30 protein-coding genes are annotated in these 19,463 nt (G+C 68.4%); all 30 read right to left on the reverse strand.

The genetic code is table 11. The annotated features are described in order from the left end of the window. Positions 1 to 82: 82 nt before the first annotated feature. The gene (locus FHU28_RS30870; protein WP_184690064.1) at positions 83 to 607 is read right to left on the reverse strand and encodes a DUF1707 SHOCT-like domain-containing protein; all 525 of its coding nucleotides are present in this window, start codon (positions 605 to 607) and stop codon (positions 83 to 85) included. 92 nt (positions 608 to 699) lie between these two features. After that, complete coding sequence (gene map, locus FHU28_RS30875; RefSeq protein ID WP_184688614.1) at positions 700 to 1,554, reverse strand: type I methionyl aminopeptidase; 855 nt, start codon at positions 1,552 to 1,554, stop codon at positions 700 to 702. A 96-nt stretch (positions 1,555 to 1,650) separates the two neighbouring features. Then, positions 1,651 to 2,304, reverse strand: coding sequence for an adenylate kinase (locus FHU28_RS30880; protein WP_030501603.1), 654 nt, complete (start codon positions 2,302 to 2,304; stop codon positions 1,651 to 1,653). Then, positions 2,305 to 3,633, reverse strand: coding sequence for a preprotein translocase subunit SecY (gene secY, locus FHU28_RS30885; protein ID WP_184688616.1), 1,329 nt, complete (start codon positions 3,631 to 3,633; stop codon positions 2,305 to 2,307). Between the two features lie 237 nt (positions 3,634 to 3,870). Beyond that, on the reverse strand, positions 3,871 to 4,314 hold the full coding sequence (gene rplO, locus FHU28_RS30890; protein ID WP_184688618.1) for a 50S ribosomal protein L15: 444 nt from the start codon (positions 4,312 to 4,314) through the stop codon (positions 3,871 to 3,873). Further along, positions 4,314 to 4,496 carry a 50S ribosomal protein L30 gene (gene rpmD / locus FHU28_RS30895; RefSeq protein ID WP_073828940.1) on the reverse strand — a complete coding sequence of 61 codons (183 nt, stop codon included), beginning with the start codon at positions 4,494 to 4,496 and terminating at the stop codon, positions 4,314 to 4,316. Before rpmD ends, rplO begins: the two co-directional genes overlap by 1 nt. Then, positions 4,496 to 5,110 carry a 30S ribosomal protein S5 gene (rpsE, locus tag FHU28_RS30900; RefSeq protein ID WP_013288621.1) on the reverse strand — a complete coding sequence of 205 codons (615 nt, stop codon included), beginning with the start codon at positions 5,108 to 5,110 and terminating at the stop codon, positions 4,496 to 4,498. Before rpsE ends, rpmD begins: the two co-directional genes overlap by 1 nt. 33 nt (positions 5,111 to 5,143) lie before the next feature. Next, complete coding sequence (gene rplR, locus FHU28_RS30905) at positions 5,144 to 5,533, reverse strand: 50S ribosomal protein L18 (protein WP_184688620.1); 390 nt, start codon at positions 5,531 to 5,533, stop codon at positions 5,144 to 5,146. Beyond that, entirely contained in the window at positions 5,530 to 6,072 is a 543-nt protein-coding gene (gene rplF, locus FHU28_RS30910; RefSeq protein ID WP_018784558.1) for a 50S ribosomal protein L6, read from the reverse strand. The genes rplR and rplF overlap by 4 nt, the downstream gene beginning before the upstream one ends. Positions 6,073 to 6,088: 16 nt before the next feature. Further along, positions 6,089 to 6,496: a 30S ribosomal protein S8 gene (gene rpsH, locus FHU28_RS30915; RefSeq protein ID WP_073828943.1), complete on the reverse strand. Its 408-nt coding sequence runs from the start codon at positions 6,494 to 6,496 to the stop codon at positions 6,089 to 6,091. A 98-nt stretch (positions 6,497 to 6,594) separates the two neighbouring features. Next, complete coding sequence (locus FHU28_RS30920) at positions 6,595 to 6,780, reverse strand: type Z 30S ribosomal protein S14 (protein ID WP_007465272.1); 186 nt, start codon at positions 6,778 to 6,780, stop codon at positions 6,595 to 6,597. Between the two features lies 1 nt (position 6,781). Beyond that, positions 6,782 to 7,351: a 50S ribosomal protein L5 gene (rplE, locus tag FHU28_RS30925; protein WP_184688622.1), complete on the reverse strand. Its 570-nt coding sequence runs from the start codon at positions 7,349 to 7,351 to the stop codon at positions 6,782 to 6,784. Continuing rightward, positions 7,351 to 7,671, reverse strand: coding sequence for a 50S ribosomal protein L24 (rplX, locus tag FHU28_RS30930; RefSeq protein WP_013288626.1), 321 nt, complete (start codon positions 7,669 to 7,671; stop codon positions 7,351 to 7,353). The genes rplE and rplX overlap by 1 nt, the downstream gene beginning before the upstream one ends. After that, the gene (gene rplN / locus FHU28_RS30935) at positions 7,668 to 8,036 is read right to left on the reverse strand and encodes a 50S ribosomal protein L14 (RefSeq protein WP_007465279.1); all 369 of its coding nucleotides are present in this window, start codon (positions 8,034 to 8,036) and stop codon (positions 7,668 to 7,670) included. The genes rplX and rplN overlap by 4 nt, the downstream gene beginning before the upstream one ends. A 97-nt stretch (positions 8,037 to 8,133) precedes the next feature. Continuing rightward, entirely contained in the window at positions 8,134 to 8,412 is a 279-nt protein-coding gene (gene rpsQ / locus FHU28_RS30940) for a 30S ribosomal protein S17 (protein ID WP_073828944.1), read from the reverse strand. Continuing rightward, entirely contained in the window at positions 8,409 to 8,645 is a 237-nt protein-coding gene (gene rpmC / locus FHU28_RS30945; RefSeq protein ID WP_013288628.1) for a 50S ribosomal protein L29, read from the reverse strand. Before rpmC ends, rpsQ begins: the two co-directional genes overlap by 4 nt. After that, positions 8,645 to 9,070, reverse strand: a complete 426-nt coding sequence (gene rplP / locus FHU28_RS30950) for a 50S ribosomal protein L16 (protein ID WP_007465292.1) — start codon at positions 9,068 to 9,070, stop codon at positions 8,645 to 8,647. Before rplP ends, rpmC begins: the two co-directional genes overlap by 1 nt. 3 nt (positions 9,071 to 9,073) lie before the next feature. After that, entirely contained in the window at positions 9,074 to 9,946 is an 873-nt protein-coding gene (gene rpsC, locus FHU28_RS30955; RefSeq protein WP_073828945.1) for a 30S ribosomal protein S3, read from the reverse strand. Continuing rightward, a complete protein-coding gene (gene rplV / locus FHU28_RS30960; RefSeq protein ID WP_184688625.1) occupies positions 9,946 to 10,395 on the reverse strand; it encodes a 50S ribosomal protein L22 in 450 nt (149 codons plus the stop codon). Before rplV ends, rpsC begins: the two co-directional genes overlap by 1 nt. Positions 10,396 to 10,435: 40 nt before the next feature. Beyond that, entirely contained in the window at positions 10,436 to 10,717 is a 282-nt protein-coding gene (gene rpsS / locus FHU28_RS30965) for a 30S ribosomal protein S19 (protein ID WP_007073032.1), read from the reverse strand. A 12-nt stretch (positions 10,718 to 10,729) separates the two neighbouring features. Next, positions 10,730 to 11,569, reverse strand: coding sequence for a 50S ribosomal protein L2 (rplB, locus tag FHU28_RS30970; RefSeq protein ID WP_116508708.1), 840 nt, complete (start codon positions 11,567 to 11,569; stop codon positions 10,730 to 10,732). A 12-nt stretch (positions 11,570 to 11,581) separates the two neighbouring features. After that, entirely contained in the window at positions 11,582 to 11,884 is a 303-nt protein-coding gene (rplW, locus tag FHU28_RS30975) for a 50S ribosomal protein L23 (protein WP_013288632.1), read from the reverse strand. Then, positions 11,881 to 12,546 carry a 50S ribosomal protein L4 gene (gene rplD / locus FHU28_RS30980; protein WP_073828946.1) on the reverse strand — a complete coding sequence of 222 codons (666 nt, stop codon included), beginning with the start codon at positions 12,544 to 12,546 and terminating at the stop codon, positions 11,881 to 11,883. The genes rplW and rplD overlap by 4 nt, the downstream gene beginning before the upstream one ends. Then, positions 12,543 to 13,208 (reverse strand): 50S ribosomal protein L3, encoded by a 666-nt coding sequence (rplC, locus tag FHU28_RS30985; protein ID WP_184688628.1) that lies wholly within the window; start codon positions 13,206 to 13,208, stop codon positions 12,543 to 12,545. The genes rplD and rplC overlap by 4 nt, the downstream gene beginning before the upstream one ends. An 11-nt stretch (positions 13,209 to 13,219) precedes the next feature. After that, positions 13,220 to 13,528, reverse strand: coding sequence for a 30S ribosomal protein S10 (gene rpsJ, locus FHU28_RS30990; protein ID WP_007073037.1), 309 nt, complete (start codon positions 13,526 to 13,528; stop codon positions 13,220 to 13,222). Between the two features lie 356 nt (positions 13,529 to 13,884). Continuing rightward, positions 13,885 to 15,078 (reverse strand): elongation factor Tu, encoded by a 1,194-nt coding sequence (gene tuf, locus FHU28_RS30995; protein ID WP_184688631.1) that lies wholly within the window; start codon positions 15,076 to 15,078, stop codon positions 13,885 to 13,887. A gap of 222 nt (positions 15,079 to 15,300) precedes the next feature. Next, complete coding sequence (gene fusA / locus FHU28_RS31000; RefSeq protein ID WP_184688633.1) at positions 15,301 to 17,397, reverse strand: elongation factor G; 2,097 nt, start codon at positions 17,395 to 17,397, stop codon at positions 15,301 to 15,303. A 76-nt stretch (positions 17,398 to 17,473) separates the two neighbouring features. Continuing rightward, positions 17,474 to 17,944 carry a 30S ribosomal protein S7 gene (gene rpsG / locus FHU28_RS31005; protein WP_073828950.1) on the reverse strand — a complete coding sequence of 157 codons (471 nt, stop codon included), beginning with the start codon at positions 17,942 to 17,944 and terminating at the stop codon, positions 17,474 to 17,476. A gap of 1 nt (position 17,945) precedes the next feature. Beyond that, positions 17,946 to 18,320 (reverse strand): 30S ribosomal protein S12, encoded by a 375-nt coding sequence (gene rpsL / locus FHU28_RS31010; RefSeq protein WP_007465318.1) that lies wholly within the window; start codon positions 18,318 to 18,320, stop codon positions 17,946 to 17,948. A gap of 500 nt (positions 18,321 to 18,820) precedes the next feature. Next, positions 18,821 to 19,192, reverse strand: a complete 372-nt coding sequence (locus tag FHU28_RS31015) for a hypothetical protein (RefSeq protein ID WP_184690066.1) — start codon at positions 19,190 to 19,192, stop codon at positions 18,821 to 18,823. Between the last annotated feature and the right edge of the window lie 271 nt (positions 19,193 to 19,463).

Here is a 19,463-nt window from a genome sequence, read left to right on the forward strand (position 1 = left end):
TCTGAAAGTGTACGCCGACCCGCACGCGCTCGCCAAACCGACCGGCGCAACTGTCACCCGCAGGACGCGGATATGACGCAGCTCACGTCTCCGGCAGCTCCCGCTTCGCCCGGCGACGCGCCTCCCGCTCGACCTGCTTGCGCCGCCGGCGCTCGGCGTCGTTCGCCGGCGCCCCGTGCGCCAGCCCCTGAATCGTCTGGTAGAGCACCACGGCGCCCCACGGGCCGAGCACCCAGATCGGCCAGTAGTCGTCGACCTCGAACTCGCCCTCACCCAACTGGGAGACGAACCAGATCGCGGTGAGGATCAGGGCCACCTTGAGCCAGGGCCCCCACACCCCCAGCAGCCAGGCGTTGCGCGCGCTCACGGCCGTCTGGTCCCGATCGGCCACCCGGCTCTTCCCCGCCGCAAGCGGAGCCGGCAGCGAGCTCCCCGCCGGCCGGGGACCGGGCAGGTCGGTCAGCAGCTCGTCCAGCTCGCCGTAGGTCTTCGCCCCGTACGCCTGACGCAGCCGATCGTCGTACTCACCCAGGTCGAGCCGGCCCTCGGCCAGCGCGGCCCGAAGCCGCTCCGCGGTGGCCTCCCGGTCCGCGTCGGCCGCCCGCATCCGGTTGCGCTCATCCATGGGAACCAGCATGGCACCCCATGGCCAAGGCGGCACGGCGTGTGCCGGTCATCCGGACGGGTCGAGACACCGGCTCAGACCGCCGGAGAGTCGACAGACGTCTGCCGGGCGGTCACCAGGTCGCCCAGGCGGCCCCGTCCGCCGTCCTCGGCGGTGAGCACCCACACGCCGTCGTCCAGCAGCGCCATCGAGTGCTCCACGTGCACCGCCATCGAGCCGTCCCGGGTCACCACGGTCCAGCCGTCGGCCATCTCGACGGTACGCGGCGAACCCATGGTGATCATCGGCTCGATGGCGAGCGCCAGGCCGGGAACCAGCCGCGGGCCCTTGCCGGGGCGACCGTGGTTGAGCACGTGCGGGTCCTGGTGCATCTCGGTGCCGATGCCGTGACCGCCGTAGCCGTCGACAATGCCGTACCGGCCGCCCTTGCGGACCGCGCTCTCGACCGCGTGCGAGATGTCGGTGAGCCGGCCCTTGCCCGATGCCGCCCCGCGCGCCGCCGCCGCGATCCCGGCCCACATCGCGTCCTCGGCCACCGCCGTCATCCTCAGCAGCGCCGGGTCGACCTCGCCGACCGGCACCGTGACGGCCGCGTCGCCGTGCCAGCCGTCCAGCACCGCGCCGCAGTCGATAGAGATCAGGTCGCCCTCGCGCAGCACCTGCTGAGGCGACGGGATGGCGTGCACCACCTGCTGGTTCACCGAGGAGCAGATCGACGCCGGGAACCCGTGGTAGCCCTTGAAGGACGGCACCGCGCCGGCCTCGCGGATCGTCGACTCGGCGATCGCGTCCAGGTCGGCCGTCGACACGCCCGGCGCCACCGCCTCGCGCATCCGGCGCAGGGCACTGGCGACGACCAGACCGGCGGCCCGCATCAGCTCGATCTGCTCGGGGGTCTTCAGCTGGATGTCCAGCTGGTGACGGCGCATGGTGGCGTTACCTTTCGTCGCGCGTACGCGGAGCAGCGGGGCACGTCGCACGTACCCCGCTGTTCGCACTCTATCCGCCAGGTGGCGGGTCGGACCTCAGCCGCCGTACGACCGCAGCGCGTCGATGGCGCGGACGGTGACGTCCTCCACCGGGCCGGTCGCGTCGATGCCGACCAGCTTGCCCTGGGCGCCGTAGTAGTCGACAAGCGGCGCGGTCTTCTCTGCGTACTCGCGCAGCCGGGCGGCGATGGTCTCCGGCTTGTCGTCGTCCCGCTGGAACAGCTCCGCGCCGCAGCGGTCGCAGATGCCCTCCCGGCTGGTCGCGTCGAACTCGACGTGCCAGATCTTGCCGCAGCCCCGGCACGTGCGCCGGCCGGACAGCCGCCGGATCACCTCGTCGTCGTCGACGACCAGCTCCAGGACCAGGTCCAGCGCGGTGCCGAGGTCGGCGAGGAGCTTGTCCAGCGCGGCGGCCTGCGGAGTGGTCCGCGGGAAGCCGTCGAGCAGGAAGCCCTCGCTCGCGTCCGGCTCGGCGAGCCGGTCGCGCACCATGTTGATGGTGACCTCGTCCGGGACCAGTTTGCCGGCGTCCATGTACCGCTTGGCCTCGACTCCCAGGGGCGTGCCCTGGGAGACGTTCGCCCGGAAGATGTCACCGGTCGAGATCTTCGGCACCGAGAGGTGCGCGGCGATGAACTCCGCCTGTGTGCCCTTGCCCGCGCCCGGCGGGCCAACCAGAACGAGTCGCATCTACCGCAGGAACCCTTCGTAGTTCCGCTGCATGAGTTGGCTTTCGATCTGCTTCACGGTCTCCAGACCGACGCCGACCATGATCAGCACAGCGGTGCCGCCGAACGGGAAGTTCTGGAACTGCTGGTTGTCCAGCCAGATGAAGAAGAAGTTCGGCAGGATCGCGACGATGCCCAGGTAGAGCGCGCCCGGCAGGGTGATCCGGCTGAGGATGAAGTCGAGGTACTCGGCGGTCGGCTTGCCGGGGCGGATGCCCGGCACGAAGCCGCCGTACTTCTTCATGTTGTCCGCGACCTCGGTCGGGTTGAACGTGATCGACACGTAGAAGTACGTGAAGAAGATGATCAGCAGGAAGTAGATCGCGATGTGCTCCGGCGCGCTCGCCTTCACGATGTGGTTCTGGATCCACGCCTGGGCCTTGCCCGGGTCGTTCTGATCGAAGAACTGGAGCGCGAGCTGCGGCAGGTAGAGCAGCGACGAGGCGAAGATGACCGGGATGACGCCGGCCTGGTTCACCTTGAGCGGGATGTAGGTCGAGGTGCCGCCGTACATCCGCCGGCCGATCATGCGCTTGGCGTACTGCACCGGGATGCGGCGCTGCGCCTGCTCGATGAACGTGACAGCGGTGATGACCACGAGCACCAGGGCGATGACGAGGAGGAACATCCCCCAGCCCTTGGTGGTCTTGATCTTCCAGCCCTCGCTGGGGAGGCGAGCCGCGATCGAGGTGAAGATCAGCACGGACATGCCGTTGCCGACGCCCCGGTCGGTGATCAGCTCACCGAGCCACATCACCACGCCGGTGCCGGCGGTCATGGTCATGACCAGGATGGTCAGCGTCAGCCAGTCCGGGATGCCGGTGCCCTGGGGCACGATCGGGAACTGGTCGCACTGGTTGTTGAACAGCTGGCCGGAGCGGGCCAGCGCCACGAAGGCCGAGGCCTGCAGGACGCCCAGGCCCAGCGTCAGGTAGCGGGTGTACTGCGTGATCTTGGCCTGACCGGCCTGGCCCTCCTTGCGGAGCTGCTCCAGGCGCGGGATCACCACCGTCAGCAGCTGCAGGATGATCGACGCGGTGATGTAGGGCATGATGCCCAGCGCGAAGACCGAGAGCTGGAGCAGCGCGCCACCGGAGAAGAGATCCAGCAGGTTGAGCACGCCGGTGCTGCCACCCTGGATGGTGTCGAGACACTTCTGCACGTTGCCGTACGAGACGCCCGGGCTGGGCAGCGTGGCGCCCAACCGGTAGACCGCGATGATGCCTACTGTGAACAGCAGCTTCTTGCGCAGGTCAGGCGTACGGAACGCACTGAGAAAGGCGGACAGCAACTTCTTCCTCCTGCGCGACGCGGGCCGCCGGTGACGAATCCTGGCGGGGCGGGGTGGTGTGCCGGGCGGCGTGCCCGATATCCATGGCTGGGAACGGACTCTAACAGTCCGACCCCGGTCCGGGCAGATGTGCCCGGCTACATAAAACGAATCCGATGTTACCCGGCGCACACGTGGCCGGTAGACCATGGCGCCCGCCCAGTTGCGAACAACTGAGCGGGCGCCATGAACATCGCCTTACAGCTCGGTGACCGAGCCACCGGCGGCGGTGATCTTCTCCTTGGCCGACGCGCTGAACGCGTGCGCCGTGACCTGGAGAGACACGCCACCGAGGTCGCCGGTGCCGAGCACCTTGACCGGGTGACCCTTGCGGACCGCGCCGGCCTCGACCAGCTCGACCGGGCCGATCTGGCCGCCGTTCGGGAACAGGTCGGCCAGCCGGTCCAGGTTGACCACCTGGAACACGACCTTGAACTTGTTCTTGAAGCCCTTCATCTTCGGCAGGCGCATGTGGATGGGCATCTGCCCACCCTCGAACGCCGGCGAGATGTTCTTCCGGGCCTTCGAACCCTTGGTACCGCGACCGGCGGTCTTGCCCTTCGAGCCCTCACCGCGACCCACGCGGGTCTTGTCGGTCTTGGCACCAGGAGCCGGACGCAGGTGGTGCACCTTGATCGTCATTACTCGACCTCCTCGACCTTCACGAGGTGGTTGACCGTGAAGATCATGCCGCGGATCTCCGGCCGGTCCTCCTTGACCACCACGTCGTTGATCCGCTTGAGACCGAGCGAACGCAGCGAATCACGCTGGTTCTTCTTGGTCCCGATCACGGACCGGAGCTGGGTGACCTTCAGGCGTGCCATCAGGACGCCACCCCCGCCCGCGACGCCAGCATGGCGGCCGGCGCGACGTCCTCGACCGGCAGACCACGACGGGCCGCGACCTGCTCCGGGGACTCGAGTCCCTTCAGGGCAGCCACCGTGGCGTGCACGATGTTGATCGGGTTGGACGAGCCGAGGCTCTTGGAGAGCACGTCGTGGATGCCCGCGCACTCCAGCACGGCACGCACCGGGCCACCGGCGATGACACCCGTACCGGCGGAGGCCGGCTTGAGCAGCACCACACCGGCGGCGTCCTCGCCCGTGACCGGGTGCGGAATCGACTGACCGATCCGCGGCACCTTGAAGAAGTGCTTCTTGGCCTCCTCGACACCCTTGGCGATCGCCGCGGGCACCTCCTTGGCCTTTCCGTAGCCCACACCGACGGTGCCGTCGCCGTCGCCCACGATCACGAGGGCGGTGAAGCTGAAGCGACGACCACCCTTCACGACCTTGGCGACGCGGTTGATCGCGACGACCCGCTCGAGGTGCGGGGTCTTCTCGACGGGCGCGTTTCCGCGGCCGCCCTCACGGCGGTTGTCGCGGCGACCACCCTCGTTGCCACCGGACCCGCCGCCACGGCGCTGTTGACCTGGCATCAGCAGCCTTCCTTCTCTCTCGTGACGGGGTTTCTAGAACTCGAGCCCGGCTTCGCGGGCGGCATCGGCAAGCGCGGCGACACGCCCCGCGTACCGGTTGCCACCGCGGTCGAAGACGACCTTCGAGACGCCGGCGGCCTTGGCGCGCTCGGCGAGCAGGGCGCCGACCTTGCCGGCCAGGGCGCTCTTGTCGCCCTCGGTGCCGCGCAGCGAGGCGTCCATGGTCGAGGCCGACGCCAGGGTGTGACCCTTGGTGTCGTCCACGACCTGGGCCACCATGTGCCGCAGGGAGCGGGTGACGACGAGGCGGGGACGCTCGCCGGTGCCGCTGACGTTCTTGCGGACCCGGAAGTGCCGACGCGCACGCCCGACGGCACGCTTGGCGGCGACGCCGCGGCGGCGCTTGAGCAGCGTGGCGCTCACTTCTTACCTGCCTTTCCAGCCTTGCGGCGGATGACCTCGCCCTGGTACTTCACGCCCTTGCCCTTGTAGGGCTCCGGCGGGCGGATCTTCCGGATGTTGGCGGCGACCTCACCGACCTGCTGCTTGTCGATGCCGGCCACGTGGAACAGCGTCGGCTTCTCCACCGTGAAGGTGATGCCGTCCGGCGCCGGCACCAGGACCGGGTGCGAGAACCCGAGCGCGAACTCCAGGTCCTTGCCCTTGGCGGTCACGCGGTAACCGGTGCCGGCGATCTCCAGGCTCTTGCGGTAGCCCTCGGTCACGCCGACGATCATGTTGGCCACCAGCGTCCGGCTCAGGCCGTGCAGCTCCTTGGCCTTGCGCTCGTCGTTGGGCCGGTTGACGTGCAGCTCGCCGTCCTCGCCCCGCTCCGCCGTGATCGGCTCGGCCAGTACGTGGCTCAGCTCGCCCTTGGGGCCCTTGACCTTGACGGTCCGGCCGTCGATCGTGATGTCGACGCCGGCAGGCACCGGGATCGACTTACGTCCAATACGCGACATTTCTACCTGTCTCCCGTTACCAGACGAAGGCGAGGACTTCCCCGCCAACGCTCCGCTTGCGGGCCTGCCGGTCGGTGAGCAGCCCCTGGGACGTCGAAATGATCGCCACGCCCAGCCCGCCGAGCACCCGCGGGAGCCCGTCCGACTTGGCGTACACCCGGAGACCGGGCTTGGACACGCGCTTGATGCCGGCCAGGCTCCGCTCGCGGTTCTGGCCGTACTTCAGCTCGACGACCAGTCGCTTGCCGACGGCGCCCTCCTCGGGCTCCTCGACCGACCAGGTGGCGATGTAGCCCTCGGCCTTGAGGACCTCGGCGATGTTCGCCTTGATCTTCGAGTACGGCATCGTCACCTGGTCGTGGTACGCCTGGTTGGCGTTACGCAGACGCGTGAGCATGTCTGCGATCGGGTCGGTCATCGTCATGAAAACTCGTCAACCTTTCTCGCCGGGGTTCCCCGGGCCAGGCCCGGGGCCTACGGCGAAGAGACAGTTCAGCTGACGCGCCGGAGCGCGCCGGGCTATTACCAGGAAGCCTTGGACACGCCGGGCAGCTCACCGCGGTGGGCCATCTCCCGGATGCACACCCGGCAGAGACCGAACTTGCGGTAGACCGCCTTCGGACGCCCGCACCGCTGGCAGCGGGTGTACGCGCGAACCGAGAACTTCGGCTTCGCGGCCGCCTTGATGATCAGCGCCTTCTTGGCCATCTCAGTTCTCCTTGAACGGGAAGCCCAGGTGCTTGAGCAGCGCCCGGCCCTCGTCGTCGGTCGTGGCGGTCGTGACCACCGTGATGTCCATGCCCCGCTGGCGATCGATCTTGTCCTGATCGATCTCGTGGAACACCGACTGCTCGGTCAGACCGAACGTGTAGTTGCCGTGCCCGTCGAGCTTGCGCCCGTCCAGGCCGCGGAAGTCGCGGATACGCGGCAGCGCGATCGAGAGCAGCCGGTCCAGGAACTCCCACATCCGGTCGCCGCGCAGGGTGACCTTCGCGCCGATCGGCATGCCCTCGCGGAGCTTGAACTGCGCGATGGACTTGGTGGCCCGCCGGACCTGCGGCTTCTGGCCGGTGATGGTGGCCAGGTCGCGAACGGCCCCGTCGATCAGCTTGGCGTCGCGAGCGGCCTCGCCGACACCCATGTTGACGACGATCTTGACCAGCCGCGGCACCTGCATCGGGTTGGCGAACTCGAACTGCTTCTGCAGCTCGGCAACCACCTCGTTGCGGTACCGCTCCTTGAGGCGCGGCAGAGTCTTGGTTTCGGTAGCCGTGGTCATCAGAGGTCCTTACCGGTGCTACGCGCGATGCGGACCTTCTGGCCGTTGTCGTCGATCCGGTAGCCGACGCGGGTCGGCTTGCCGTCGGAGTCCAGGACCATCACGTTCGAGACGTGGATCGGGGCCTCCTGGGTGACGATGCCACCGGTCTTGGCGCCACGCTGGGTGGTGCTGATACGGGTGTGCTTCTTGACCCGGTTCACGCCCTCGACCAGGACCTTGTCCTGCCGCGGGTAGGCCGCGATGACCTTGCCCTTGGCACCCTTGTCCTTGCCGGCGATGACGACGACCGTGTCGCCCTTCTTGACCTTCACGGTCACAACACCTCCGGCGCGAGAGAGATGATCTTCATGAACCGCTTGTCCCGCAGCTCCCGGCCCACCGGGCCGAAGATGCGGGTACCGCGCGGGTCCCCACCGTCCTTGATGATGACGGCGGCGTTCTCGTCGAAGCGGATGTACGACCCGTCCGGCCGCCGCCTCTCCTTGGCGGTCCGAACGACGACGGCCTTGACGACGTCGCCCTTCTTCACACCGGCACCGGGGATCGCGTCCTTGACGGTGGCCACGATGACGTCGCCGATGCTCGCGTAGCGCCGACCGGAGCCGCCGAGCACCCGGATGCACAGGATCTCCCGGGCACCCGTGTTGTCGGCGACGCGCAGTCGCGACTCCTGCTGAATCACGTCTATCTCCTATGTCTGCCGGTTCTCCGGCCGCTCGGGGCGGCCGGAGCCTGGCGGAACCTGCGCCCGACCGAGACCGGCCGAGCTCGAGCCTTCGCTACTTGGCCTTCTCGAGGATCTCCACGAGCCGCCAGCGCTTGGTGGCGGACAGCGGCCGGGTCTCCATGATCAGGACCCGGTCACCGATGCCGGCCGAGTTCTGCTCGTCGTGGACCTTCAGCTTGCGCGTACGGCGCATGATCTTGCCGTACAGCGCGTGCTTGACCCGGTCCTCGACCTCGACCACGACGGTCTTGTCCATCTTGTCGCTGACCACGAGGCCGTCGCGAACCTTGCGGCGGGCCCGCGCGGCGGCGGTGGTGGTGTTCTCACTCATGATGCAGTCACCTCAGTCGGCGCGGCCGAGAGACCCAGCTCACGCTCACGCATGATCGTGTAGATCCGGGCGATCTCCCGACGGATGACCTGCAGCCGCCGGTTGTTGTCCAGCTGCCCGGTTGCGGCCTGCACGCGGAGGTTGAACAGCTCCGCCTTCGCCTCGCGCAACTTCGTGACCAGCTCCTCCTCGGAGAGCTCACGCAGCTCGGAGGGCTTGACGCCAGCTGCCATCAGGATTCACCCACTTCGCGCGTAACAATGCGGCACTTCATCGGGAGCTTGTGGATCGCGCGACGCATCGCCTCTCGCGCGATCTGCTCGTTGGGGAAGGACATCTCGAAGAGGACCCGCCCCGGCTTGACGTTGGCGACCCACCACTCGGGCGAACCCTTACCGGAACCCATCCGGGTCTCGGCCGGCTTCTTGGTGAGGGCCTGGTCCGGGAAGATCGTGATCCAGACCTTGCCGCCACGCTTGATGTGACGGGTCATCGCGATACGCGCCGACTCGATCTGGCGGTTGGTCACGTACGCCGGCTCGAGAGCCTGGATCCCGAACTCGCCGAACACCACCCGGTTACCACCCTTGGACGCGCCACTGCGGTCCGGGTGGTGCGGCTTGCGGAAGCCCTTCGGGGGCTTGCGCGGCATCAGCATCTGTCAGCCCTCCTGCTGCGTTTCTGCCGGCTGGGTCGTGGCCGCTGCCACGGCGCCGGCGTCGACCGGCTCACCGGCCGGCGTCTCCGCCTGCTGCGCGATGGTGGTCGCGGCAGCCCGGCCGGCCTCGGTGCCACCGGCGGTCGTACCGGACGAGCCCGAGCGGCCACGGCGCGGCCGGTCTGGCCGGTCGCCACGGTCGCGGCGCGGGCCGCGCGACGGGGCGGCCTCGGCCGGGGCCTCGCGGCCCGGGACGGCGTCGCCCTTGTAGATCCAGACCTTCACGCCGATCCGGCCGAAGGTGGTACGGGCCTCGAAGAAGCCGTACTCGATGTTGGCCCGCAGCGTGTGCAGCGGAACCCGGCCCTCGCGGTAGAACTCGGTCCGGCTCATCTCGGCGCCGCCGAGACGGCCCGAGACCTGAACCCGGATGCCCTTGCAGGCGGGGTTCTTCATCGCGGACTGCATCGCCTTGCGCATGGCCCGACGGAAGCTGACCCGGCTGGACAGCTGCTCGGCAACGCCCTGGGCGACCAGCTGCGCGTCCGACTCGGGGTTCTTGACCTCGATGATGTTCAGCTGGACCTGCTTGCCGGTGAGCTTCTCCAGCTCGCCGCGGATCCGGTCGGCCTCCGCACCCTTACGGCCGATGACGATGCCCGGCCGAGCGGTGTGGATGTCGACGCGGACCCGGTCCCGGGTGCGCTCGATGTCGACCTTGGAGATGCCGGCGCGCTCGAGGCCCTTGGACATCATCCGGCGGATCTTGACGTCCTCGCCGATGTAGTCCTTGTAGAGCTTGTCCGCGAACCAGCGGGACTTCCAGTCGGTCGAGATGCCGAGCCGGAACCCGGTCGGGTGAACCTTCTGACCCATTACTCGGCACCCTCCGTCGTGCTCTGCTCGTCAGCCGCCGGCTTGGCCGGAGCGGCCTTCTTCGCCGACTTCTTCGGCGTGGCCGCCGCAACCGCCTCGACCGCCACGGTGATGTGGCAGGTGCGCTTGCGGATCCGGTACGCCCGGCCCTGCGCACGCGGCCGGAACCGCTTCATGGTCGGGCCCTCGTCGACGAACGCCTCGCTGACGAGCAGCGCGTCGGGGTCCAGCCGCTCGTTGTTCTCCGCGTTGGCGATCGCGCTCGCGAGCACCTTGTACACCTGCTCGCTCGCAGCCTGCGGCGCGAACTGCAGCACCGTGAGAGCCTCCTTCGCGGGCAGGCCGCGGACGAGGTTGACCACCCGGCGCGCCTTCATCGGCGAGATGCGCACGTGCCGCGCAACCGCCCGCGCGCCCGGAAGCACCGGAGCGTCGCCCTTTCCTGGCATCGCTGTAACCCCTTGTTCCTCTATCCGTATGCCCGCGGCGTCAGCGCCGGCGGCTCTTCCGGTCGTCCTTCTCGTGACCCTTGAACGTGCGGGTCAGCGCGAACTCGCCGAGCTTGTGCCCGACCATGGCCTCGGTCACGAAGACCGGGACGTGCTTACGTCCGTCGTGCACGGCGATCGTGTGACCCAGCATCTCCGGGATGATCGTCGAGCGGCGCGACCAGGTCTTGATGACGTTCTTCGAGCCCTTGTCGTTCTGCGTCTCCACCTTCTTGAGCAGGTGGTCGTCGACGAACGGGCCCTTCTTCAGGCTGCGAGGCATGTCTTATCTCCCTCAGCCGCGCTTACGCGTGGCGTAGCGGCGGCGGACGATCAGCCGGTCGCTCGGCTGGCCCTTACGACGGGTGCGGCCCTCGGGCTTACCCTGCGGGTTGACCGGGTGGCGACCACCGGAGGTCTTACCCTCACCACCACCGTGCGGGTGGTCGACCGGGTTCATCGCGACACCACGGACGGTCGGGCGCTTGCCCTTCCACCGCATACGGCCGGCCTTACCCCAGTTGATGTTCGACTGGTCGGCGTTGCCGATCTCGCCGATGCTGGCGCGGCAGCGCACGTCCACGCGCCGGATCTCACCGGACGGCATACGCAGGGTCGCGTACGCGCCCTCGCGGCCGAGCAGCTGGATGCCGACGCCGGCCGAACGGGCCAGCTTGGCGCCGCCGCCCGGACGCAGCTCCACGTTGTGGATGGTGGTACCGACCGGAATGTTGCGCAGCGGCAGGTTGTTGCCCGGCTTGATGTCGGCGCCCGGACCGGACTCGACGCGGTCGCCCTGCTTCATGTCCTTCGGCGCGAGAATGTAGCGCTTCTCGCCGTCGGCGTAGTGCAGCAGCGCGATGCGCGCGGTGCGGTTCGGGTCGTACTCGATGTGGGCGACCTTCGCCGGCACGCCGTCCTTGTCGACCCGCTTGAAGTCGATCAGACGGTACTGGCGCTTGTGACCGCCACCCTGGTGCCGCGTGGTGATCCGGCCGTGGGCGTTGCGTCCGCCCTTCTTCGGCAGCGGAGCCAGCAGCGACTTCTCGGGCGTCGACCGGGTGATCTCGGCGAAGTCGGCAACGCTCGAGCCACGCCGGCCCGGCGTCGTCGGCTTGTACTTACGGATAGCCATTGTCTACACCCCTCAGCTGACCGGGCCGCCGAAGGCCTCGATACGGTCACCGTCAGCCAGCTTCACCATCGCGCGCTTGGTGTCCTTGCGCTTGCCGAACCCGGTACGGGTCCGCTTGCGCTTGCCCTCGCGGTTGAGCGTGTTGACCGTCAGGACGCGGACGTTGAAGATCTGCTGGATAGCGATCTTGATCTCGGTCTTGTTTGCGTCCGGGTGCACCAGGAAGGTGTACCAGTTGCGGTTCAGCTCGCTGTAGCTCTTCTCCGAGACGACCGGCGCGACGATGACGTCACGCGGATCGGCGATCGTGCTCACTTGCCATCCTCCTCGGTGGTCTCGGCGGGAACGCCCAGGAACTCGTCCAGGGCCTCCTTGGTGAAGACCACGTCGTCGGCCACCAGCACGTCGTAGGTGTTGAGCTGGCCGGCCTCGATCAGGTGCACCCGGCCGTCCTGCGTGTTGCGCAGGTTCCGCAGCGACACCCAGTTCAGCTCGTCGGTGCTGCTCAGCACGACCAGGACCCGGCGGGCCTGGGTCAGCTTGGTCAGCGTGGCCAGGGCCGCCTTGGTGGACGGCTTCTCACCCGAGACGAACGCCTCGACGACGTGCACCTGGCCGGCGCGGGCCCGGTCCGAGAGGGCGCCACGCAGGGCGGCGGCCTTCATCTTCTTCGGGGTGCGCTGGCTGTAGTCGCGCGGCACCGGGCCGTGGACCACGCCACCGCCGGCGAACTGCGGCGCGCGGGTCGAGCCCTGGCGGGCACGACCGGTGCCCTTCTGCTTGTACGGCTTCTTGCCTCCACCGGAGACCTCGCCGCGGGTCTTCGTCTTGTGCGTACCCTGGCGGGCCGCCGCAAGCTGGGCCACCACGACCTGGTGCATCAGGGCGATGTTGGCCTGCGCGTCGAAGATGTCGGCCGGCAGCTCGACGGAGCCGCTCTTGGCGCCTTCGACGTTGATGACGTCAACGGTGGTCACTTGGCCGCACCGCCCTTCTTCACCTTCGCCTTGGCCGCGGTGCGGACCAGGACCAGCGCGCCCTTCGGGCCAGGGATGGCGCCGCGGACGAGCAGGAGGTTGTTCTCGGTGTCGACCGCCTGGACGGTCAGGTTCTGGACGGTGTAGCGCACGCCACCCATCCGGCCCGCCATCCGGGTGCCCTTGAAGACGCGACCCGGGGTCGCGCAGGCGCCGATCGAGCCGGGCGAGCGGTGCTTGCGCTCGACACCGTGGCTGGCACGCAGACCGTGGAAGCCGTGCCGCTTCATCGGGCCGGCGTAGCCCTTGCCCTTGGTCTTGCCGGTCACGTCGATCACGGCGCCGGCCGGGAACTCCTCGACCGTGACCTCCTGGCCGGGCGCGTAGTCCGCGGCGTCGGCGGTGCGAAGCTCGACGATGTGCCGGCGCGGCGCGACGTCCGCCTTGGCGTAGTGCCCGGCGACCGGCTTCTTGACCTTGCGCGGGTCGATGACCCCGTACGCCAGCTGGACCGCGGAGTAGCCGTCCTTGTCGGCGCTACGAACCTGGCTCACGACGCACGGCCCGGCCTGAACCACGGTCACGGGCACAACCTTGTTGTTGTCCCAGACCTGGGTCATGCCGAGCTTGGCGCCCAGGATCCCCTTGACTTGCCTGTCCATTTGTCCGGTCCCTACAGCTTGATCTCGATGTCGACGCCAGCCGGCAGGTCGAGGCGCATGAGCGAGTCGACCGTCTTCGGGGTCGGGTCGATGATGTCGATCAGACGCTTGTGCGTACGCATCTCGAAGTGCTCGCGCGAGTCCTTGTACTTGTGCGGCGAGCGGATGACGCAGAAACGGTTGATCTCCGTGGGCAGCGGCACCGGGCCAGCGACCTGCGCCCCGGTACGCGTCACCGTCTCGACGATCTTCCGAGCCGAGGAGTCGACGACCTCGTGGTCATAGGCCTTGAGCCGGATGCGGATCTTCTGTCCCGCCATGGTGGCTTCTGTTCCTTCTCTCGATGCCGCTGTGTTGCGGGCGCCTGTACCGGCTGGCACAGGCCCACTTCCGCCGACCCCCGCGGTCGGGCGTGTCGCGCCCGTGGGCCAGGCTCCGCCCCGGGACTCCGGAGCGATTCTCTGACTACGCGGTGGGTCATGGCGCCGATCGCGGAAACCACGACCTGGACGCCGCGCGAGGGTGGTTGACCGCCCGATGGCAGCCAACCACCCTACGCGAGACAGTCTGACTCCCGGAGGTCCAGCGTTAACCGGACGCAGGCGACCGACTGTCGTTACGCAACCTGACTAGTATGCCGCACGACCGGCGGCGACGCTAATCGGGGTTACCCAGCTCACTTCATGATCTTGGTGACGCGACCAGCGCCGACCGTACGACCACCCTCGCGGATCGCGAACTTCAGGTTCTCCTCCATGGCGATGGGCTGGATCAGCTTCACCGACATCGAGGTGTTGTCGCCCGGCATGACCATCTCGGTGCCCTCGGGCAGCGTGACGACGCCGGTGACGTCCGTGGTCCGGAAGTAGAACTGCGGGCGGTAGTTCTGGAAGAACGGGGTGTGCCGGCCGCCCTCCTCCTTGGAGAGGATGTAGACCGTCGCCTCGAACTCCGTGTGCGGGGTCGTGGTGCCCGGCTTGATGACCACCATGCCGCGCTCGACGTCCTCGCGCTTGGTGCCGCGCAGCAGCAGGCCGACGTTCTCGCCTGCGCGGGCGTCGTCCAGGGTCTTCCGGAACATCTCGATCGCGGTGACCTTGGTCTTGAAGCCCTTCTCGCGGATGCCGACGACCTCGACGTCCTCGTTCGGGAGCAGCACGCCACGCTCGACACGACCGGTGACGACGGTGCCACGACCGGTGATCGTGAACACGTCCTCGACGGGCATGAGGAACGGCTTCTCGGTCTCGCGCTCGGGCTGCGGGATCGCGGTGTCCACCGCGCTCATCAGCTCGAGCAGCTTCTCGGTCCACACCGGGTCGCCCTCGAGCGCCTTCAGCGCGGAGACCTGGACGACCGGCAGGTCGTCACCCGGGTACTCCTGCGAGGAGAGCAGCTCGCGCACCTCGAGCTCGACGAGCTCCAGGAGCTCCTCGTCGTCGACCATGTCGCTCTTGTTGAGCGCCACGACGATGTACGGCACACCGACCTGACGGGCCAGCAGCACGTGCTCGCGGGTCTGCGGCATCGGGCCGTCGGTCGCCGCCACCACCAGGATCGCGCCGTCCATCTGCGCGGCACCGGTGATCATGTTCTTGATGTAGTCGGCGTGACCGGGGCAGTCGACGTGCGCGTAGTGACGCGCCTCGGTCTGGTACTCGACGTGCGCGATGGAGATCGTGATGCCGCGGGCCTTCTCCTCCGGCGCCTTGTCGATCTCGTCGAACGGCGTGTACGGGTTCAGGTCCGGGTACTGGTCGTGCAGGACCTTGGTGATGGCCGCCGTCAGCGTCGTCTTACCGTGGTCGATGTGACCAATGGTGCCGATGTTGACGTGCGGCTTAGTCCGCTCGAACTTAGCCTTCGCCACTGGGTCCTCCTGTGGACTTTCTTGGTTCGTTCGCCCCGGCGCGCGGTTCGGCGCTTAGGACTCTGTCGACAGCCTTTCCGGCCGGAAGGCCGGAGAGCTTTTGTGGGTTCTGCGGCGATGAAGCCTACAGGCCCGGTCTCACGCAATCCGATCGAGGTGGCCGCGGGCGGGAGAACCCTCCCGCGACCGCCCTCGTGTCATCGAATCAGCCGAGGGTGAGTGTCACTCACCCGTCGCCTTGGCGATGATCTCCTTGGCCACCGAGTTCGGAACCTCGGCGTAGGAGTCGAACTGCATGCTGTAGCTAGCCCGGCCCTGGGTCTTCGACCGCAGGTCGCCGACGTAGCCGAACATCTCCGACAGCGGCACCAGGGCCCGGACGACGCGAGCGCCGCTGCGCTCCTCCATCGCCTGGATGATGCCACGCCGGGAGTTGAGGTCGCCGATGACGTCACCCATGTTCTCCTCAGGAGTGGTGACTTCAACGGCCATCATCGGCTCGAGGAGAGCGGGGTCGGCCTTGCGGGCCGCCTCCTTCATCGCCATCGAGCCGGCGATCTTGAACGCCATTTCCGACGAGTCGACCTCGTGGTACTGGCCGTCCACCAGGGTGAGCTTGACGCCCACCAGGGGGAAGCCGGCGAGGATGCCGTACTGCATGGCGTCCTGCGCGCCCGCGTCCACCGAGGGGATGAACTCCCGGGGGATGCGGCCACCGGTCACGGCGTTGGCGAACTCGTAGGTCGGCGCGTCGTTGCCGAGCGGCAGCGGCTCCACGCTGATGATCACGCGGGCGTACTGGCCGGAACCACCGGTCTGCTTCTTGTGGGTGTACTCGATCTTCTCCACCTTGCGGCGGATGGTCTCGCGGTACGCCACCTGCGGCTTGCCGATGTTCGCCTCGACGTTGAACTCGCGGCGCATCCGGTCGACCAGGATGTCCAGGTGCAGCTCGCCCATGCCGGAGATGACCGTCTGACCGGTCTGGTCGTCCAGCTTGACGCGGAAGGTCGGGTCCTCCTCGGCCAGCCGCTGGATGGCGGTGCTGAGCTTCTCCTGGTCGGCCTTGGTCTTCGGCTCGATGGCCACCTCGATGACCGGCTCCGGGAAGGTCATCGATTCCAGGATGACCGGGTTCGCCGGGTCGCACAGGGTGTCACCGGTGGTGGTCTGCTTCAGACCCTGCACCGCGATGATGTCGCCGGCCTGGGCGGAGCTGCGCTCCTCCCGCTTGTTGGCGTGCATCTGGTAGATCTTGCCGATCCGCTCCTTGCGGTCCTTGGTGGAGTTGATCACCTGAGAACCGGACTCGAGCGTGCCGGAGTAGATCCGGACGTACGTCAGCTTGCCGAGGTGCTTGTCGGTCTGGATCTTGAAGGCCAGGCCGGAGAACGGCTCGGAGACCGCGGGCTGCCGCTGCAGCGGGGTCTCACCGTCGGTGGCCGTACCCTCGATCGCCGGGATGTCCAGCGGCGAGGGCAGGTACGCGACGACCGCGTCCAGCATCGGCTGGATGCCCTTGTTCTTGAAGGCGGTACCGGTGAGGACCGGGTTGGCCTTGCCGGCGATGGTGGCCCGGCGGATGGCGGCCTTGATCTCGTCGGCCGAGATCTCCTCGCCCTCGAGGTACTTCTCCATCACCGAGTCGTCGACGTCGGCGAGGGTCTCCATCAGCTTCTCGCGCCACTCCGCGGCGGAGTCGGCGAGGTCGGCCGGGATGTCCTCGATCGCGTAGTCCTCACCCTTCTGGGTCTCGCCGCGCCACGTGAGCGCACGCATCTCGACCAGGTCGACCACGCCGATGAAGTCGGACTCGGCGCCGATCGGGATCTGGAGCACCAGCGGGGTGGCGTTGAGCCGGTCGATCATCATCTGCACGCAGCGGAAGAAGTCGGCGCCGGTCCGGTCGAGCTTGTTGACGAAGCACATCCGGGGGACGTTGTACTTGTCCGCCTGCCGCCAGACGTTCTCCGTCTGGGGCTCCACGCCGGCCACGCCGTCGTAGACCGCGACCGCACCGTCCAGCACCCGCAGCGACCGCTCGACCTCGACCGTGAAGTCGACGTGGCCGGGCGTGTCGATGATCTGGATCGTGTGACCCTTCCACTCGCACTTGGTGGCGGCGGAAGTGATGGTGATACCGCGCTCCTGCTCCTGCTCCATCCAGTCCATGACGGCGGCGCCCTCGTGGACCTCACCGATCTTGTACGTGATGCCGGTGTAGAACAGGATTCGCTCGGTGGTAGTGGTCTTACCGGCATCGATGTGGGCCATGATGCCGATGTTGCGTACGTTGGCGAGCGCGTCTGCGGCGGCCACTTCAATCCCTACTTATCGTCGTCTCGACACAACTGGTGGCGGTTCCGGCGCCGGGCGGGCGCCGGAACCTCAGGTGTTACCAGCGGTAGTGCGCGAAGGCCTTGTTGGACTCGGCCATCTTGTGCGTGTCCTCACGCCGCTTGACGGCGGCGCCCAGGCCGTTGCTCGCGTCCAGCAGCTCGTTCATCAGCCGCTCGACCATGGTCTTCTCGCGCCGGGCCCGGGAGTAGGTCACCAGCCAGCGCAGACCGAGGGTGGTCGCGCGGGACGGCCGGACCTCGACCGGAACCTGGTAGGTGGCGCCACCGACACGGCGGCTGCGCACCTCGAGGGTCGGCTTGACGTTGTCCATCGCGCGCTTGAGCGTGACGACCGGGTCGGTGCCGGACTTCTCGCGGCAGCCCTCCAGGGCGGCGTACACGATGCGCTCGGCGAGCTGACGCTTACCGCGCATCAGGATCTTGTTCACCAGCTGGGTGACCAGCGGGGAGTTGTACACCGGGTCAGCGACCAGCGGCTTCCGCGGAGCGGGTCCCTTACGCGGCATGTCAGCTCTTCTCCTTCTTCGCGCCGTAGCGGCTGCGAGCCTGCTTGCGGTTGCGGACACCCTGGGTGTCCAGCGAGCCGCGCACGATCTTGTACCGCACGCCCGGCAGGTCCTTCACACGGCCGCCACGCACGAGCACGATCGAGTGCTCCTGCAGGTTGTGGCCGACGCCCGGGATGTAGGCGGTCACCTCGATCTGGCTGCTGAGCTTGACACGAGCGACCTTGCGCAGCGCCGAGTTCGGCTTCTTCGGGGTGGTGGTGTACACGCGGGTGCACACGCCGCGCCGCTGGGGAGACCCCTTGAGCGCCGGGGTCTTCGTCTTGGTCGTCTTGGCCTGGCGGCCCTTTCGGACCAACTGCTGAATGGTGGGCACCGGGTTTCTCCGCTCCCTTCGGCCGCTGCGAGGCGACCGCGCCGTCTGCTCCAGCCGGCCCGGATGGGCGGCTCTCTTACATTCCAACCAGGGCCGCCTGACGGCTCCCCAGCACCCGCGGTCGGGCGTGTCGCCCAAGTCACGGTTCCGGTGCCGGCCGCTTACGCGTCGTACCGGATCTTTGGTCTTGATGGTGCGACCGCGCGATCGCCGGTTGACCGGCTCCAGCGCACGCACGCATTGCCCGGGCAGGCCCGGGCACAAGAGGAAAGAGTACCTACCACAGCCGCGCCGGTCAAAACGGATGGGTCGGAAGGACCGCTCTCCGCGATCCGCCGGCCGATCTCAGGTTGCCGACGCACCCATGACGGGCACCTACAGTGACAAGTGTACCGGCTCGTCCGCCGGGCGACCCGGCGGCCCCGACACCGCCCACCGTCCGGGCACCTGGACATACCGGTCGCGGCAGGTCACCGGCCGCACCGGCCCCACCGAGGGCCTCACGTGATCTGCACCACCAGGGCCAGCCCGAGCCCGATCAGGCTGAACAGCAGCCCCACCCCGCCGCAGGAGAGCCCGGCCACTGCCAGGCCGGCACCGGTGAACCGGACCGCCGGCGGGGGCGCCGGCCGGCGGATCTGCCGTCGGGCGAGCAGCCCGGCCACCACCGCGCCGACCCCGATCAGCGCGCCGAGCACTGTGAACGCGCCGGCCGCCCAGGCGCCACCGTAGTCCGGCCCGGCGATCCCGAAGCAGAAGACCAGAAGAGAAACCAGGATCGCGGCGATCCCGGCGATCAACGACCCGATGGCGAGCCCGGAGGTGACCGGCGGCACGTCGAGGTGGACCACGCCGAACGGCGTACCCGGCACCGCGTCGACCCGCTTCGGCGGCCGCGGCGCCTCGGCCGGCGGCGGCGGGAACGCCGGTCCCCAGCCCCCGTGGCCCGGCGCGCTTGCCGGAGCCGGCCACCCGCCGCCGTGGCCCGGCGGATTCCCCGGGTACGCCCCGTGCGGGAGGTGCACCGGCGCGGACGCGGAACCCGGCGGGTACGGCCCGGGGCGGTTCGGGTCGCCTCCCGGCGCGGCCGGTTCCGTCACGGTTCCTCCTGTCCACACTCGCCCGCCACCCGACGGACACCGG

Source organism: Micromonospora echinospora, from assembly GCF_014203425.1.
Classification (GTDB): Bacteria; Actinomycetota; Actinomycetes; order Mycobacteriales; family Micromonosporaceae; genus Micromonospora; species Micromonospora echinospora_A.

What these genes read in the sequence shown, in the direction of transcription:
- rpsH (WP_073828943.1), bottom strand. Translation starts at nt 6,496, where the DNA reads ATGACGATGACCGACCCGATCGCAGACATGCTCACGCGTCTGCGTAAC.
- FHU28_RS30920 (WP_007465272.1), bottom strand. Translation starts at nt 6,780, where the DNA reads ATGGCCAAGAAGGCGCTGATCATCAAGGCGGCCGCGAAGCCGAAGTTC.
- rpsS (WP_007073032.1), bottom strand. Translation starts at nt 10,717, where the DNA reads ATGCCTCGCAGCCTGAAGAAGGGCCCGTTCGTCGACGACCACCTGCTC.
- rpsE (WP_013288621.1), bottom strand. Translation starts at nt 5,110, where the DNA reads ATGCCAGGTCAACAGCGCCGTGGCGGCGGGTCCGGTGGCAACGAGGGT.
- rplO (WP_184688618.1), bottom strand. Translation starts at nt 4,314, where the DNA reads ATGACGATCAAGGTGCACCACCTGCGTCCGGCTCCTGGTGCCAAGACC.
- rpsG (WP_073828950.1), bottom strand. Translation starts at nt 17,944, where the DNA reads ATGCCGCGTAAGGGACCCGCTCCGCGGAAGCCGCTGGTCGCTGACCCG.
- map (WP_184688614.1), bottom strand. Translation starts at nt 1,554, where the DNA reads ATGCGCCGTCACCAGCTGGACATCCAGCTGAAGACCCCCGAGCAGATC.
- rpsJ (WP_007073037.1), bottom strand. Translation starts at nt 13,528, where the DNA reads ATGGCGGGACAGAAGATCCGCATCCGGCTCAAGGCCTATGACCACGAG.
- rplV (WP_184688625.1), bottom strand. Translation starts at nt 10,395, where the DNA reads ATGCCAGGAAAGGGCGACGCTCCGGTGCTTCCGGGCGCGCGGGCGGTT.
- rplF (WP_018784558.1), bottom strand. Translation starts at nt 6,072, where the DNA reads ATGTCGCGTATTGGACGTAAGTCGATCCCGGTGCCTGCCGGCGTCGAC.
- rpmC (WP_013288628.1), bottom strand. Translation starts at nt 8,645, where the DNA reads ATGGCAGCTGGCGTCAAGCCCTCCGAGCTGCGTGAGCTCTCCGAGGAG.
- FHU28_RS30870 (WP_184690064.1), bottom strand. Translation starts at nt 607, where the DNA reads ATGCGGGCGGCCGACGCGGACCGGGAGGCCACCGCGGAGCGGCTTCGG.
- rplB (WP_116508708.1), bottom strand. Translation starts at nt 11,569, where the DNA reads ATGGCTATCCGTAAGTACAAGCCGACGACGCCGGGCCGGCGTGGCTCG.
- FHU28_RS30880 (WP_030501603.1), bottom strand. Translation starts at nt 2,304, where the DNA reads ATGCGACTCGTTCTGGTTGGCCCGCCGGGCGCGGGCAAGGGCACACAG.
- rplP (WP_007465292.1), bottom strand. Translation starts at nt 9,070, where the DNA reads ATGCTGATGCCGCGCAAGCCCCCGAAGGGCTTCCGCAAGCCGCACCAC.
- rpsC (WP_073828945.1), bottom strand. Translation starts at nt 9,946, where the DNA reads ATGGGTCAGAAGGTTCACCCGACCGGGTTCCGGCTCGGCATCTCGACC.
- rpmD (WP_073828940.1), bottom strand. Translation starts at nt 4,496, where the DNA reads ATGGCACGCCTGAAGGTCACCCAGCTCCGGTCCGTGATCGGGACCAAG.
- rplE (WP_184688622.1), bottom strand. Translation starts at nt 7,351, where the DNA reads ATGACCACGGCTACCGAAACCAAGACTCTGCCGCGCCTCAAGGAGCGG.
- rpsQ (WP_073828944.1), bottom strand. Translation starts at nt 8,412, where the DNA reads ATGAGTGAGAACACCACCACCGCCGCCGCGCGGGCCCGCCGCAAGGTT.
- rplC (WP_184688628.1), bottom strand. Translation starts at nt 13,208, where the DNA reads ATGGACAGGCAAGTCAAGGGGATCCTGGGCGCCAAGCTCGGCATGACC.